Origin of the sequence: Streptomyces sp. NPDC047971, from assembly GCF_040653355.1 — a bacterium.
GTDB lineage: Bacteria > Actinomycetota > Actinomycetes > Streptomycetales > Streptomycetaceae > Streptomyces.
In genome coordinates this window covers 267,611-281,408 of record NZ_JBEZNW010000004.1, presented here as the reverse complement: position 1 = coordinate 281,408, position 13,798 = coordinate 267,611, and the positions used below count along the sequence as shown (strand labels likewise).

Here is a 13,798-nt window from a genome sequence, read left to right as displayed (position 1 = left end):
CCCGCCGGCCGGAGCCGACGGGGGTCGCTGGGGTGCAGGGGTGTGTCAATGGTTGCGCGGGAAGCCCAGGTCCACGCCGGTGGGGGCCTCGGAGGGGTCCGGCCAGCGGGTGGTGACGACCTTGCCGCGGGTGTAGAAGTGGACGCCGTCGTTGCCGTAGATGTGGTGGTCGCCGAAGAGCGAGTCCTTCCAGCCACCGAAGGAGTGGTAGCCGACCGGCACCGGGATCGGCACGTTCACGCCGACCATGCCGGCCTCGATCTCCAGCTGGAAGCGGCGGGCGGCGCCGCCGTCGCGGGTGAAGATCGCGGTGCCGTTGCCGAACGGCGAGGCGTTGATGAGGGCGACGCCCTCCTCGTACGTCTCGGTGCGCAGCACGCACAGCACCGGGCCGAAGATCTCGTCCTGGTACGCCTTCGCCGACGTCGGGACCTTGTCCAGGAGGGACAGGCCGATCCAGTGGCCGTCCTCGAAGCCGTCCACGGTGTAGCCGGTGCCGTCGAGGACGACCTCGCAGCCCTCGTCCGCCGCGCCCTTCACGTACGAGGCGACCTTGTCGCGGTGGACGGCCGTGATCAGCGGGCCCATCTCGGAGGTCGGGTCGTTGCCGGGGCCGATCTTGATCTTCTCGGCGCGCTCGCGGATCTTCTGCACCAGCTCGTCGCCGATCGCGCCGACCGCGACGACCGCCGAGATGGCCATGCAGCGCTCACCGGCCGAGCCGTACGCCGCGGAGACCGCCGCGTCGGCGGCCGCGTCCAGGTCCGCGTCCGGGAGCACCAGCATGTGGTTCTTCGCGCCGCCGAGCGCCTGGACGCGCTTGCCCGCCGCCGAGGCCGTCGTGTGGATGTAGCGGGCGATCGGGGTCGAGCCCACGAACGAGATCGCCGAGACGTCCGGGTGCTCCAGGAGCCGGTCCACGGCCACCTTGTCACCGTGGACGACGTTGAAGACGCCGTCCGGCAGACCCGCCTCGGCGAGCAGTTCGGCGATCTTCAGCGAGGGCGAGGGGTCCTTCTCGCTGGGCTTGAGGATGAAGGTGTTGCCGCACGCGATGGCGATGGGGAACATCCACATCGGGACCATGGCGGGGAAGTTGAACGGCGTGATGCCGGCCACCACGCCCACCGGCTGGCGGATCGCGGCCACGTCCACCCGGTTCGACACCTGGGTGGACAGCTCGCCCTTGAGCTGGGTGGTGATGCCGCAGGCCAGGTCGACGATCTCCAGACCGCGGGCGACCTCGCCCAGCGCGTCCGAGTGGACCTTGCCGTGCTCGGCGGTGATCAGCTCGGCGATCGCGTCCCGGTTGGCGTCGAGCAGCGCGCGGAACTTGAACAGGATGGTGGTGCGCTGCGCCAGCGACGCCGTGCCCCAGGTCTGATACGCGGCCTTCGCCGCGGCGACGGCCGCGTCGACCTCGTCGACCGAGGCCAGGGCCACCTTCGTGGTGACGGCACCGGTGGCCGGGTCGGTGACCGGGCCCCAGTTGCCCGACGTGCCCTCGACGGCCTTGCCACCGATCCAGTGGTTGACGGTCTTCGTCATGACGAACTACTCCTTCAGAGATGGCGGCGTCGGGCGGTGACGTGCCGGTCGTACTCCTCCCGGGCCTTGACCGCCGACGGGCGGGTCGAGGTCTCGGCCACGGGCACATCCCACCATGCCTGGGCGGGGGGCGCGCCCGACACTGTGTCTGCCGTTTCGGTCTCCGTATAGACACATGTGGGAACGGTCGACGTCCGGGCGTCGGCGAGGGCTTCTCGCAGGTCACGCACGGTGCGGGCGGTCAGCACCCGCATGCCGAGGGAGGCCGCGTTGGCGGCGAGGTCGACGGGGAGCGGCGCGCCGGTGAATCGCCCTTCCGGGTCCCTGAAGCGGTACGCGGTGCCGTACCGCTCGCCGCCGACGGACTCGGAGAGCCCTCCGATGGAGGCGTACCCGTGGTTCTGCAGGATGACGATCTTGATGGGCAGCCCCTCCTGCACCGCCGTGACGATCTCGGTGGGATTCATCAGATACGTACCGTCTCCGACGAGGGCCCAGACCGGCCGGCCGGGCGCGGCGAGAGCGACGCCGATCGCCGCCGGGATCTCGTATCCCATGCATGAGTACCCGTACTCGACGTGGTACTGGTCGGTCGACCGGGCCCGCCAGAGCTTGTGGAGGTCGCCGGGGAGCGAGCCGGCCGCGTTGATCAGGATGTCGTCCTCGGTGACCAGAGTGTCGAGGACGCCGAGGACCTGCGGCTGGGTGGGGCGGACGTCCTCGTCGGGGACGGCGTAGGCGTCGTCGACCCGTTCCTGCCAGTCCCGCTTCGAGGACGTCCACCCGTCCCGCTCCCGGCGGTGGTCGCCGAGCGCCTCGGTGAGGGCCGTGAGCCCCTCGCGGGCGTCGGCGACGAGCGGCAGCGCGGCCTGCTTGTGGGCGTCGAAGGCGGTGATGTTGAGGTTGAGGAAGCGGACGCCCTCGGGGAAGAGGGTTCCGGAGGCGGTGGTGAAGTCGGTGTAGCGGGTGCCGACGCCGATGACGAGATCGCTCGCCCGGGCCAGGGCGTTGGCGGTGGAGCTGCCGGTGTGGCCGATGCCGCCGGTCTCGCAGTCGTGGTCGTACGGCAGGACGCCCTTGCCGGCCTGGGTGGTGGCGACGGGGATGCGGGTCCGCTCGGCGAGGGTCCGCAGGGCGTCCTCGGCCCCGCTGTACCGGACCCCGCCGCCCGCGATGATCAGGGGCCGCCGGGCGGCTCTGATCTCCTGCACGGCTGCTTCGACTTCGGTCGTGTCGGGCCGGGGGCGCCGGACGGTCCAGGTCCGCTCGGCGAGGAACTCCTCGGGCCAGTCGTACGCCTCCGCCTGGACGTCCTGCGGCAGCGCGAGCGTGACCGCGCCGGTGTCGACGGGGTCGGCGAGGACCCGCACGGCCGCGAGCGCGGCCGGGATCAGCGCCTCGGGGCGGGTGATCCGGTCGAAGTACTTCGACACGGGCCGCAGGCAGTCGTTGACCGACACCTCACCCGCGTAGGGGACTTCGAGCTGCTGGAGCACGGGGTCGGCGGGGCGGGTGGCGAAGCCGTCGCCGGGGAGCAGCAGGACAGGCAGTCGGTTGATCGTGGCGAGCGCCGCGCCGGTGACGAGGTTGGTGGCGCCCGGGCCGATCGAGGTGGTGACGGCGTGCGCGGACAGCCGGTTCGACTGGCGCGCGTAGCCGACGGCCGCGTGCACCATGGCCTGCTCGTTGCGGCCCTGGTGGTACGGCATCTCCTCGGCGTACTCGACGAGCGCCTGGCCGATCCCGGCGACGTTGCCGTGCCCGAAGACACCCCAGGTCGCGGCGATCAACCGGTGCCGTACGCCGTCGCGTTCGGTGTACTGCGCGGCGAGGAATCGCACCAGGGCCTGCGCGACGGTCAGTCTGCTCACGAGTACCCCTCCGAGTGGTCGGGGTGGAAGCAGATCTTCCACTCCCTCTCCGGTCCTGGTCCCGCCATCACGTTCAGGTAATACATGGCGTGGGACGGCTGGGCGATGGACGGGCCGTGCCAGCCGTCGGGCACGAGGACGGCGTCGCCGCCGCGGACCTCGGCGAGCAGCTCGGCGCCGCCGGGCCGGGAGGGGGAGATCCGCTGGTAGCCGAGGCCGCCGTCGGCGATCTCGTAGTAGTAGATCTCCTCCAGCTCGGACTCGGTGCCGGGGCGGTGGCGGTCGTGCTTGTGGGGCGGGTAGGAGGACCAGTTCCCGCCGGGGGTGATCACCTCGACGGCGATGAGGCGGTCGGCCTCGAAGACGCCCGCGGCGGCGAAGTTGCGTACTTCGCGGGCCTGGTTGCCGCTGCCGCGCGCTTCGACGGGTACCTCCGGCGCGGGGCCGTAGCGAGCGGGGAGTCGTCGCTCGCACTTCGCTCCTGCCAAAGCGAAGCGGCCTCCTGCGCCGGAGGCGATCTGGACCCGGGCGTCGCGGGGCACGTACGCGAAGTCGGACACTCCGCCGAACACGCTCTCGCGGCCCAGGAGTTGCATGTCCTGGCCGTCGACGTGCACCGTACAGCCGCCGGTGAGCGGAAGCACGATCCACTCGCTGTCCCCGGTGTCCAGGCGATGGGTGTCTCCCGGGCCCAGTTCGAGGACGCGCAGTGCGGAGTACCCCCAGCCGGCCCGTTCGGGGTCGATGTGGAGGGCGTACGGCCCGCGGGAGGCGGTCCCCGCGGGCAGATGGAGAGAGGTCATGGGTGGTGCGTACCCCTTCCTACCGCGTCGTGCAGCAGGCTCGCAGCGGTATCGACGGCTCCGGCCACATCTCCGTCCGGGGGATAGAGCAGCGAACGGCCGACGACGAGCCCCCGGACGGTGGGCAGGCGCAGCGCGCCGCGCCATTTCTCGTACGCGAGCTCCTGGGCGTCCGGGCCGGGCCCGGGGTCCCCGCCGAGGAGGACGGCGGGCAGGGTGGTGGTCTCCATGACGCGGGCCATGTCGTCGGGGTGTTCGGTGACCGGGACCTTGAGCCAGGTGTAGGCCGAGGTTCCGCCGAGGCCGGAGGCGACGGCGAGGGAGGTGATGACGCCCTCGGCGGAGAGGTCGGTGTGGAGCCGGCCTTCGCGGTCGCGGCGGCAGAGGAAGGGTTCGACGAAGACGGGGAGCCGCAGACCGGCCATCTCGTCGACGGCGCGGGCGGCGGAGTGGAGGGTGGTGAGCGAGCCGGGGTCCTCGGGGTCGATCCGCAGGAGGAGCTTTCCGGCGTCGAAGCCGAGCCGGGCGAGGTCCTGGGGGCGGTGACCGGTGAACCGGTCGTCGAGCTCGAACGCGGACCCGGCGAGGCCGCCCCTGTTCATCGAGCCGACGGCGAGGCGGCCTTCGAGGGCGCCGAGGAGGAGCAGGTCGTCGAGGACGTCGGCGGAGGCGAGGACCCCGTCGACCCCGGGGCGGGAGAGCGCGAGCCGGAGCCGGGCGAGGAGATCGGCCCGGTCGGCCATGGCGTACGGCCGGTCCCCGACGGCGAGCGCCCCACGGGCGGGATGGTCCGCGGCGACGATCAGGAGCCGGCCGCCGTCCTGGAGCAGGCCCCGCGTCCGTCGCCGCGCGGCCGCCTCGGCGACGGCCTCGGGATGGTGCGCCCGCAGGGCGACGATCCGCTCGACGTCGACGTCCTCCAGCCCGACCCCGGGCACCCCGCCCCCGGACCGCGCGAGCCGCCGGGGCGGCGAGGGGTGCGCGGCACGACGAAGGGGGTCGGGCGGTCCGGCGGACGGGATCCCCTCGACGGCGGCGGCGGGCCGGGACGGCGGGGCCGCGGCGGGCGCGGCAGGCGGGGCCGACGGGCTCTGGCTGGCGGTCCGGGCCCACGGGGCGGGGGCGGCCGGGGCGGCGGACTCCACGCCCGCGCCCGTGCCGGCGGGGGGCGGGGTTGCGGGCGTGCCTGCGGGGGGCGGGGCGCCGGACTCCGCGCCCGTGCCCGTGGGTGGCGGGGCGGGCGGTCTTGGGCCGCCCGCGCGACGGTGGGCCGCGCGGGTGCGCCAGGTCTCGCCGGGGCGGCCGGTCATGGGGTGCGCTCCGGGACGGATCCCGTGCCGGTGGCGAGGGCCTGCTCGATCTCGTCCGCGTACGGCATCGCGGACGAGCAGGCGAGGCGGCCGGCGACGATGGCGCCCGCCGCGTTGGCCCAGCGGATCGTCCGGTCGAGGTCCCAGCCGGCCAGCAGCCCGTGGCACAGCGCCCCTCCGAACGCGTCCCCCGCGCCGAGCCCGTTGACGACCTCGACCGGCAGCGGTGGCGCCTCCGCGCTCTCGCCGTCGGCGGTCATCGCGAGGACACCTTTGGGGCCCTGCTTGACGACGGCGAGCCGTACCCCGGCGGCGAGCAGCGCGCGGGCGGCGGCGTACGGCTCACGCTCCCCCGTCGCGATCTCGCACTCGTCGAGGTTGCCCACGGCGACCGTGGCCGTGGCGAGGGCCTCCCGGTAGAGCGGTCCCGCCTCGCCCGGGTCGGGCCAGAGCGCGGGACGCCAGTCCAGGTCGAACACCGTCGGATCCGCGCCGCCCCGTTCTCGCAGCGCCTCCAGCGTCGCCGACCGGCTGGGCTCGACGCTCAGCCCGGTGCCCGTCGCCCAGAACGCCCGCGCCGTACGGATCGCCCCGTGGTCCAGTTCGTGCGGGTGGATCTCCAGATCGGGCGCCCGGGGCCTGCGGTAGAAGTGGATCGGGAAGTCGTCGGGCGGAAAGATCTCGCAGAAGGTGACCGGTGTCGGGTGCTCCTCGACGGCGGTCACCCACCGGTCGTCGACACCGAACCCCCGCAGCTCCTCGTGCAGATAGGTGCCGAAGGGATCCGCCCCGGTCCGGCTCACGAGCGCCGTCCGCCGGCCGAGTCTGGCCGCCGCCACGGCCACGTTGGCGGGCGAGCCGCCCAGGAACTTCCCGAAGGTCTCCACCCGGGCGAGCGGAACGCCGATCTGGAGCGGGTAGAGGTCCACACCGAGACGCCCCATCGTGATCAGCTCGTACGGCTCCGCATCCACGCGCGCCACCTCTCGCCTCGGCCCCGCACCCAGGTCTAGCCGTCCACCCGAACCCTGTCAACGCTATGTCCTGACATTCGGACGAGCGTCTTGACGCGTCGTTCCGAACGCGGTCAAGGTGGCTCTCATGACGATGTCGTCGCCTCTGTCCCGCATCCGTGTCGGCTCCGCCCCCGATTCCTGGGGCGTCTGGTTCGCCGACGACCCCCGGCAGGTCCCCTGGCAGCGCTTCCTCGACGAGGTCGCCGGTTCCGGTTACGAGTGGATCGAACTCGGCCCGTACGGCTATCTGCCCACGGACCCCGCGGTGCTGGCCGAGGAGACCGGTCGCCGGGGGCTGCGCGTCTCGGCCGGGACGGTCTTCACCGGGCTGCACCACGGCCCCGCCGTCTGGGACAGGACCTGGGCGCATGTCGCCGAGAACGCCGCGCTGGCCCAGGCGATGGGTGCGGAGCACCTCGTCGTCATCCCGTCCTTCTGGCGGGACGACAAGACGGGCGAGGTCCTTGAGGAGCGCACGCTCACCGCCGCGCAGTGGCGGAATCTGACCGGTCTGACCGAGCGCCTGGGCCGCGAGGTCCGGGAGCGCTACGGTCTGCGCGTCGTCGTCCATCCGCATGCGGACACCCATGTCGACAGCGAGGAGAACGTGGCGCGCTTCCTGGACGCCACCGATCCCGACCTGGTCGCGCTCTGTCTGGACACCGGCCACTACGCGTACTGCGGCGGCGACAGCGTCAAGCTGATCGAGACCTACGGCGAGCGGATCGGCTATCTCCATCTCAAGCAGGTCGATCCGGAGATCCTCGCCGGTGTCGTGGCGGACGGGGTGCCCTTCGGTCCGGCGGTGGCGCGGGGCGTGATGTGCGAGCCGCCCGCCGGCGTACCCGCTCTGGAGCCGGTGCTGGCCGCGGCGCAGGCGCTGGACGTGGAGCTGTTCGCGATCGTCGAGCAGGACATGTATCCGTGCGATCCGGACAAGCCCTATCCGATCGCGGTCCGCACCCGCCGCTTTCTGCGCTCCTGCGGAGCATAGCTCCGGGTGTCTCTTCCGAGGGCGGCATCGGCGTTCCCGGGATCGGGCGCGGAGGCATCCGACACCCCCTAGGGCTGGATCGCCCCGTGGGCGACAAGGCGCGCCGGTCCGGATGGATGTGATCGTGCGTCACTTTCGTCACATCCGTCCCCCTCTCGTCACACATATCTCCATGACGCGGGCTTTCCGTCACAGCCGTACGACAGCCGTTCTCCTCACGTCGCAGCAGGTCGTTCAAGGGGCACAGGCTCAGTGATCGCCAGCGCCGGCCTTCGCAGCTCCCCCGAACGGCACCCCCGCCGCCGCTGCGAGGCGCGCAGGGAGGTACCCGCATGACGGAACGAAGGCTCTGGTCCTACAAGGACATCGCCGCGCACATCAGGGTGCAGCCGGACACCGTCCGCTCCTACCGGAAGCACGGCCTGCTGCCTCCGCCGGATCACGTCGAGTCGGGAAAGCCCTACTGGTACGCGGACACGATCCACGCCTGGGTGGCCAACCGTCCGGGCAACCGGAGCCGCCGCGACTGACCTCGCGCCCGGCACGAGCTCGTGGCGCACCTCCTGCCACGAGCTTCCGGCCCCGGGGCCGCAGCACGAGGGCCCCGGCCCCGAGGGCCGGCGAGTGGCCCCGCACCCGACACCGGTGCGGGGCCACTCGGCATGTCCGGGCCATGTGCCCGCGGTTCGGGGGACGGCCCGAGACAGGTGCGGACGAGGGAGACGCTCAGTGCCAGGGCCTGATGACCGTCACGCCCGAACCGGGCGCCGTGCCCATCGCCGCCAGCGCGGCCGGGGCCGCCGCCAGCGGCACGGTGGAGGTGACGAGCCGGTCGGGGCGCAGGCTGCCCGTGCGGACCATCTCCATCATGGGGCCGTAGGCGTGGGCGGCCATGCCGTGGCTGCCCACGATCTCCAGCTCCAGACCGATCACCCGGGCCATGGGAACCACCGCTTCTCCGGCCGCGGGCGGGAGCAGCCCGACCTGGACGTGCCGGCCGCGGCGGCGCAGGCTCTCCACCGAGGCGGCGCAGGTCGCCGGGGAACCGAGCGCGTCGAGCGAGAGGTGGGCGCCCCCGCCGGTCAGCGCCCGCACCGCCGCGGCCGTCCCGCCGGGCGTCGACGCCAGGGCGGAGGCGTCGACGCACTCGACCGCGCCGAACGCCCTCGCCAGCTCAAGGGCCTTCGGCGACACGTCGACGGCGACCACGCTCGCCCCGGATGCCGCCGCGATCATCACGGCCGAGAGTCCGACGCCACCGCAGCCGTGGACGGCCACGAACTCGCCCGCCGCGACCCTCCCCTGGGCGACCACCGCCCGGAACGCGGTCGCGAACCGGCAGCCCAGCCCGGCCGCCGTCTCGTACGACAGCTCCTCGGGGACCGTCACCAGGTTCACGTCCGCGCGGTCCAGCGCGACGTACTCGGCGAAGGATCCCCAGTGCGTGAATCCGGGCTGGGTCTGCCGCTCGCAGACCTGCTGGTCCCCGGCCGCGCACGACGGACAGCTTCCGCAGGCGCAGACGAAGGGGACGGTGACCCGGTCGCCCGGCTTCCACCTGCCGACGTCCGCCCCCACCTCCTCCACCACACCGGCGAGTTCGTGCCCGGGCACGTGCGGCAGGAGGATGTCGGGGTCGTGGCCCATCCAGCCGTGCCAGTCGCTGCGGCACAGCCCGGTCGCCTCGACCCGGACGACCACCCCGTGGGCGGCGGGAGCGGGGTCCGGCACGTCCCGGACCTCGGCCTCCTGCCCGTACCGCTCGAACAGCACTGCCTTCATGGGCCGCCCCTCACCGCCGCGCCGGAATCCGGCCTTCCAACCTAGCGGCCGACGGACTCCCTGTCCCGGGCGTCCTCCTCCGTCCTCTCCGGCGCTTCCGCCGACTCCGACTCCGTCACCCGATCCGGCGTCCGCGCCGTCCCCGGCTCCGCGACCCGCTCCGGCTCCGCGCCGCCCTCGCTGATGCCGAAGCGGTCGTGGAAGCGGCGCAGCGGGCCCGGTGCCCACCAGGTCAGCCGCCCGGTCAGCTTCATCACGGAGGGGACGAGCAGGCTGCGCACCACCATCGCGTCCATCAGCACGGCGAGCGCGACGCCCAGACCCAGCATCTTGGTGTTGGTGACCCGGGAGGTGCCGATGGCCACCATCACGACGGCGAGGATCACGGCGGCGGCGGTGATCAGTCCGCCCGTGTGACGCAGGCCGAACCGGACCGCGTGGTCGTGGTCGCCGGTGGCGTCGTACTCCTCCTTGATCCGGGAGAGCAGGAACACGCCGTAGTCCATGGAGAGTCCGAAGGCGACGCAGAACATCAGCACCGGCAGGGTCGTCTCGATGTCGCCGGTCGGGGTGAAGCCGAGGAAGCCGGCGAGGTGGCCCTCCTGGAAGACCCAGACGACCGCGCCGAACATCGCGGTCAGGCTGAGTCCGTTGAGGACGACGGCCTGGATCGGGATCAGCACGCTGCCGGTCAGCAGGAAGACCAGGAGCAGGGTGACGACGACGACGATCGCCGCCGCCCACGGGAGCCGGTCGCCTATGGCGTCCTTGGAGTCGACCAGGACGGCGGCGGCTCCGGTGACGGACGTGTCGAACGGGGCCGGCTGGGAGCGCAGTTCGCCCACCACACGCTGGGCGGTCTCGCCGACGCCCTCGCCCTCCGGGATCACCGTGAAGTACGCGGGCGCTCCGGCGCCGCCGCCCGAGGCGACCGGTCCGTCCACCCGCACGATCCCGTCGAGCGCCGCGATCCGCTCGCGGTAGCCGGCGTACTCGGCCGGGGTGGCGCCACCCTCGGCGAGGACCGTGAGCCCGCCGCCCGGGCTGCCGGGGAAGCCGTCGCGCAGCTCGTCCTGGACCACGCGGGACTCGGCGGTGGTGGGGAGCTGCCGATCGTCGACGGTGCCGAACTCGGCACCGAGGAAGGGCAGTCCGAGCAGGACGAGCCCGGCGGTGGTGACGACGGCGAAGACGGGCGCGCGCCGCATCACCAGCGTCGCCGTCCGAGCCCAGCCGGCCCCCGGCTCCCGGCCCCCGGGCCGCGCGGCGGCCGCACCGGCCTCCTCCGGACGCGCGCCCGCGGCGCTCCCGCGGCGCCTGAACAGACGGCGCAGGTCGAGCGCGTTGACCCGCTCGCCGAGCAGCAGCAGCGCGGCGGGCAGCAGAGTCAGGGCGGCCGCGGCGGCGAGCAGCACCACCGCGATGCCGGCGTAGGCGAAGGAGCGCAGGAAGTACTGCGGGAAGACGAGCATCGCGGAGAGCGAGGCCGCCACCGTCAGGGCGGAGAAGAGCACCGTCCGCCCGGCCGTCCGCAGGGTCGTGGCGACGGCGGTCCGGGTGTCGGCCCCCCGGGCGAGCTCCTCGCGGAACCTGCGGACCACGAACAGGGCGTAGTCGATGGCGAGTCCGAGCCCGAGGGCGGTCGTCAGGTTCTGCGCGAAGACCGAGACGTCGGTGAGTTCGGTGAGGCCCCGCAGCACCGCGTTCGTCCCCAGGATCGCCACGATGCCGATGCCCAGCGGCAGCATGGCCGCGACCGCGCTGCCGAAGACCATGACGAGCAGGACGAGTGTCACCGGCAGGGCGATCAGCTCGGCGCGCAGCAGGTCCTCCTCGACGGTGGACTGCATCTCGTGCTGCACGGCCAGCCGGCCGCCGATCGAGACGTCGACGGGTCCGTGGGCGCCGCGGAAGTCCGGGGCGATCCGCTCCAGGATCTCGCCCGCGGCCTTCTCGTCGCCCTCGACCCTGGCGACGATCACGGCCTGCCGGCCGTCCTCCGAGCGCAGGGCCGGGGAACCGGTCCCCCAGTAGGAGCCGATGCCGCCGACCCCCTGCTCGGCGTCGAGCCGCTCGGCGAGGCGCCGGGCCTCGGCGGCCACGGCGGGGGTGTCGACCCCGCCCTGCCGCGCGCTCACGAGCAGCAGCAGATTGGGCTGGGAGGCGGGGAACTCCCGCTCCAGGACCTGTGTCGCGTACGTGGATTCGGCGTCCGGGTCCTCGAAGCCGCCGCTCCCCATCCGGTCGGCGACACCGCCGCCCGCGAGGACGGCGAGTGCGGTGATCACGAGCGCGACCAGCAGGGACAGGCGCGGCCTGGCCGTCACGAACCGGGTCCACCCCCCGCCCGGTGCGGGCCCTGATTTCTTGACTTCGGCCATGACGCGGTGTCCCCTTCACCCTGACCCATGCGCTCGCTTCCCGGCAGGTCGCATGGGTCGCCCGTTGCCATAGACTGGCAAACACGAGTCATCGCTCGCGTTCGACAAGAATGCGAGCGACCTCTCGTGTTTGTCAAACATGCTGAGAGAGCTGGGGACAGTCATGTCCGAGGAGACGTCCGAGAGTTCGGTGGAGCAGAAGCCGCGCCGCCGGCAGGCCCGTGGGGAGCGCCGCATCGCGCAGCTGCTCCAGGCGGCGGCGAACGTCTTCTGCTCGAACGGCTACACGGCCGCCAGCACCAACGCGATCGCCCGCGAGGCCAGCGTCTCCCCCGGAACGCTCTACCAGTACTTCCCCAACAAGGAGGCGATCGCCGTCGAACTCGGCGGCCGCCTGCTGCACCAGATGCGCGAGATGCACGGACAGGCGTTCACCGACGCCAACCTCGCGCTGCCGCTGCCCGAGCTCATGGACGCCGTGCTCGACCCGATGATCGAGTTCAACTGCCAGAACCCGGTCTTCCTCGCCCTGATGCACGGCTCCGAGATCCCCGGCCGGATCGCCGAGGAGCACGACGCCCTGCACGCCTCGCTCCTGGTCTCGGTCCGGAGCCTGTTCGACCACCACCTGCCGGACCACACCCCCGAGGACCGCGTCCTCAAGGCCGAGATGACCATCGCGGTCTTCAAGGGCGGCCTCACCCTGATCCTCGCCGCCGCCGAGGGGCCGGAGCGGGACGCCGCTGTCGCCGAGCTGAAGACCCTGCTCCTGGGCTACCTCGGACCGCTCATCGGGGGCACCCCGACCGCCGCCGGAGCGCTCACCACGACTCCGAGCCCGTGACGGACTCCCCGGCACCCGCCCGGGGCCCGGCGCCCGCCGCCCGCGCCCGGATCTTCAGCGCGAGGATCGGGAAGACCAGGACGGACACCATCCCGGCGCCCACGAGCGCGGCCGCCTCCCCGGCCGTCATCGCCTTGTCGTCGACGCCGATGGTCGTGATCGCGACGACGAGCGGCAGGGCCGTCGAGCTGTAGAGCACCAGCGCGCCGCGGTCCGCGCGGCCGAGGTCTCGCGGCGCCAGGAAGAGGACGGGCCCGCCGCGCACCACCAGGAAGAGCAGCAGGAAGAGCGGCAGGAGCAGCAGCGTCCGCCCGCCGTCGAGCAGCGAGTCCAGGTCGAACTCGATACCGGTGACGACGAAGAAGACCGGCACCAGGAAGCCGAAGCCGACGGCCTCGACCTTCTCCAGGATGGCCGGACCCGACTCCGGGGCGGCGCCGGTCAGGACGAGCCGGGTGATCAGACCGGCGGCGAAGGCGCCGAGGAGCACGTCGAGACCGAGGGCCTGCGAGGCCCCCAGCATCAGGGCGAGCAGCAGGAAGACGAAGCGCACCGCGAACTGGCCACTGGTGTGGAGCGTCTTGGCGATGACCCGGGAGAACCACGGCGGCCGCGGCCGCAGCGCCCAGAACACCGCCCCCGCCGTCAGCGCCGCGAAGATCGCGAGGAGCACCGTCGACTGCCCCGGACTGCGCCCGCTCAGGAGCAGCGCCATCGCGATGATCGGACCGAACTCCCCCACCGCGCCGAAGGCCATCACCACGGAGCCGAACCGTCCGCGCAGATCACCGGCGTCCCGCAGCACCGGCAGCACGGTGCCCAGCGCCGTGCTGGTCAGCGCCACACCGATGAAGACGCCCTTGTGGAAGCCGTCGCCCAGCAGCACCCCGGCGCCGAGCCCGAGCCCGAGCGCGATCACCCACGCCCACACCGAGCGCCCGAGGGTGTCGCCGCGGACCTTGCCGAACTCGATCTCGTACCCCGCGAGAAAGATCAGCATGGCGAGGCCGAGCTCCGAGAGGCCGTCGATCAGGGCGTCCGTGCGGGCCCAGCCGAGGACGTCGGGACCGATGAGGATGCCGAGCAGGATCTCGAAGATGACGAGCGGTACGGGAAGTCTGCGTCCCACTCCGTAGGCGAGCAGCGGCGCCAGAACGGCGATCGTCATGATCAGGATCAGCGTGGTCCCGGATTGCGACATGTCGGGTATCTACCATGCGGAGCGCGCCCGACCGCACCCGCTCGCGCG

The 13,798-nt window shown here is 72.8% G+C and carries 11 protein-coding genes; 3 read left to right on the top strand and 8 right to left on the bottom strand.

Annotated features, from left to right (window positions below; all coding sequences use genetic code 11):
* Window positions 1–45: 45 nt before the first annotated feature.
* The 5 genes from mmsA to iolC form a co-directional block, all read right to left on the bottom strand.
* Window positions 46–1,548 carry a CoA-acylating methylmalonate-semialdehyde dehydrogenase gene (gene mmsA, locus AB0D99_RS06745; RefSeq protein ID WP_362357649.1) on the bottom strand — a complete coding sequence of 501 codons (1,503 nt, stop codon included), beginning with the start codon at window positions 1,546–1,548 and terminating at the stop codon, window positions 46–48.
* Between the two features lie 14 nt (window positions 1,549–1,562).
* Window positions 1,563–3,419, bottom strand: a complete 1,857-nt coding sequence (gene iolD / locus AB0D99_RS06740) for a 3D-(3,5/4)-trihydroxycyclohexane-1,2-dione acylhydrolase (decyclizing) (protein WP_362357647.1) — start codon at window positions 3,417–3,419, stop codon at window positions 1,563–1,565.
* Window positions 3,416–4,222, bottom strand: a complete 807-nt coding sequence (gene iolB, locus AB0D99_RS06735; protein ID WP_362357645.1) for a 5-deoxy-glucuronate isomerase — start codon at window positions 4,220–4,222, stop codon at window positions 3,416–3,418. Before iolB ends, iolD begins: the two co-directional genes overlap by 4 nt.
* Window positions 4,219–5,145, bottom strand: coding sequence for a deoxyribose-phosphate aldolase (locus AB0D99_RS06730; protein WP_362357717.1), 927 nt, complete (start codon window positions 5,143–5,145; stop codon window positions 4,219–4,221). The genes iolB and AB0D99_RS06730 overlap by 4 nt, the downstream gene beginning before the upstream one ends.
* A gap of 383 nt (window positions 5,146–5,528) precedes the next feature.
* Window positions 5,529–6,476 carry a 5-dehydro-2-deoxygluconokinase gene (gene iolC, locus AB0D99_RS06725; protein ID WP_362357715.1) on the bottom strand — a complete coding sequence of 316 codons (948 nt, stop codon included), beginning with the start codon at window positions 6,474–6,476 and terminating at the stop codon, window positions 5,529–5,531.
* A gap of 157 nt (window positions 6,477–6,633) precedes the next feature.
* Between iolC and AB0D99_RS06720 the strand changes: the two genes are divergently transcribed.
* Together AB0D99_RS06720 and AB0D99_RS06715 are read left to right on the top strand one after the other, a co-directional pair.
* The gene (locus AB0D99_RS06720; RefSeq protein ID WP_362357643.1) at window positions 6,634–7,542 is read left to right on the top strand and encodes a sugar phosphate isomerase/epimerase; all 909 of its coding nucleotides are present in this window, start codon (window positions 6,634–6,636) and stop codon (window positions 7,540–7,542) included.
* A 332-nt stretch (window positions 7,543–7,874) separates the two neighbouring features.
* Window positions 7,875–8,072, top strand: coding sequence for a MerR family transcriptional regulator (locus AB0D99_RS06715; RefSeq protein WP_362357641.1), 198 nt, complete (start codon window positions 7,875–7,877; stop codon window positions 8,070–8,072).
* Between the two features lie 196 nt (window positions 8,073–8,268).
* On the opposite strand, the gene AB0D99_RS06710 is transcribed toward AB0D99_RS06715, so the two are convergent.
* Window positions 8,269–9,324, bottom strand: a complete 1,056-nt coding sequence (locus AB0D99_RS06710) for a zinc-dependent alcohol dehydrogenase family protein (protein WP_362357639.1) — start codon at window positions 9,322–9,324, stop codon at window positions 8,269–8,271.
* A gap of 41 nt (window positions 9,325–9,365) precedes the next feature.
* Window positions 9,366–11,705, bottom strand: coding sequence for an MMPL family transporter (locus AB0D99_RS06705; RefSeq protein ID WP_362357637.1), 2,340 nt, complete (start codon window positions 11,703–11,705; stop codon window positions 9,366–9,368).
* Window positions 11,706–11,868: 163 nt separating this feature from the next.
* On the opposite strand from AB0D99_RS06705, the gene AB0D99_RS06700 reads away from it, so the two are divergent.
* Window positions 11,869–12,549: a TetR/AcrR family transcriptional regulator gene (locus tag AB0D99_RS06700; RefSeq protein ID WP_362357635.1), complete on the top strand. Its 681-nt coding sequence runs from the start codon at window positions 11,869–11,871 to the stop codon at window positions 12,547–12,549.
* On the opposite strand, the gene AB0D99_RS06695 is transcribed toward AB0D99_RS06700, so the two are convergent.
* Window positions 12,527–13,750, bottom strand: coding sequence for a cation:proton antiporter (locus AB0D99_RS06695; protein ID WP_362357633.1), 1,224 nt, complete (start codon window positions 13,748–13,750; stop codon window positions 12,527–12,529). The two genes, AB0D99_RS06700 and AB0D99_RS06695, sit on opposite strands and share 23 nt — an antisense overlap.
* Between the last annotated feature and the right edge of the window lie 48 nt (window positions 13,751–13,798).

What these genes read in the sequence shown, in the direction of transcription:
- mmsA (WP_362357649.1), bottom strand. Translation starts at nt 1,548, where the DNA reads ATGACGAAGACCGTCAACCACTGGATCGGTGGCAAGGCCGTCGAGGGC.
- iolB (WP_362357645.1), bottom strand. Translation starts at nt 4,222, where the DNA reads ATGACCTCTCTCCATCTGCCCGCGGGGACCGCCTCCCGCGGGCCGTAC.
- iolC (WP_362357715.1), bottom strand. Translation starts at nt 6,476, where the DNA reads ATGGGGCGTCTCGGTGTGGACCTCTACCCGCTCCAGATCGGCGTTCCG.
- AB0D99_RS06720 (WP_362357643.1), top strand. Translation starts at nt 6,634, where the DNA reads ATGACGATGTCGTCGCCTCTGTCCCGCATCCGTGTCGGCTCCGCCCCC.
- AB0D99_RS06715 (WP_362357641.1), top strand. Translation starts at nt 7,875, where the DNA reads ATGACGGAACGAAGGCTCTGGTCCTACAAGGACATCGCCGCGCACATC.
- AB0D99_RS06710 (WP_362357639.1), bottom strand. Translation starts at nt 9,324, where the DNA reads ATGAAGGCAGTGCTGTTCGAGCGGTACGGGCAGGAGGCCGAGGTCCGG.
- AB0D99_RS06705 (WP_362357637.1), bottom strand. Translation starts at nt 11,705, where the DNA reads ATGGCCGAAGTCAAGAAATCAGGGCCCGCACCGGGCGGGGGGTGGACC.
- AB0D99_RS06700 (WP_362357635.1), top strand. Translation starts at nt 11,869, where the DNA reads ATGTCCGAGGAGACGTCCGAGAGTTCGGTGGAGCAGAAGCCGCGCCGC.
- AB0D99_RS06695 (WP_362357633.1), bottom strand. Translation starts at nt 13,750, where the DNA reads ATGTCGCAATCCGGGACCACGCTGATCCTGATCATGACGATCGCCGTT.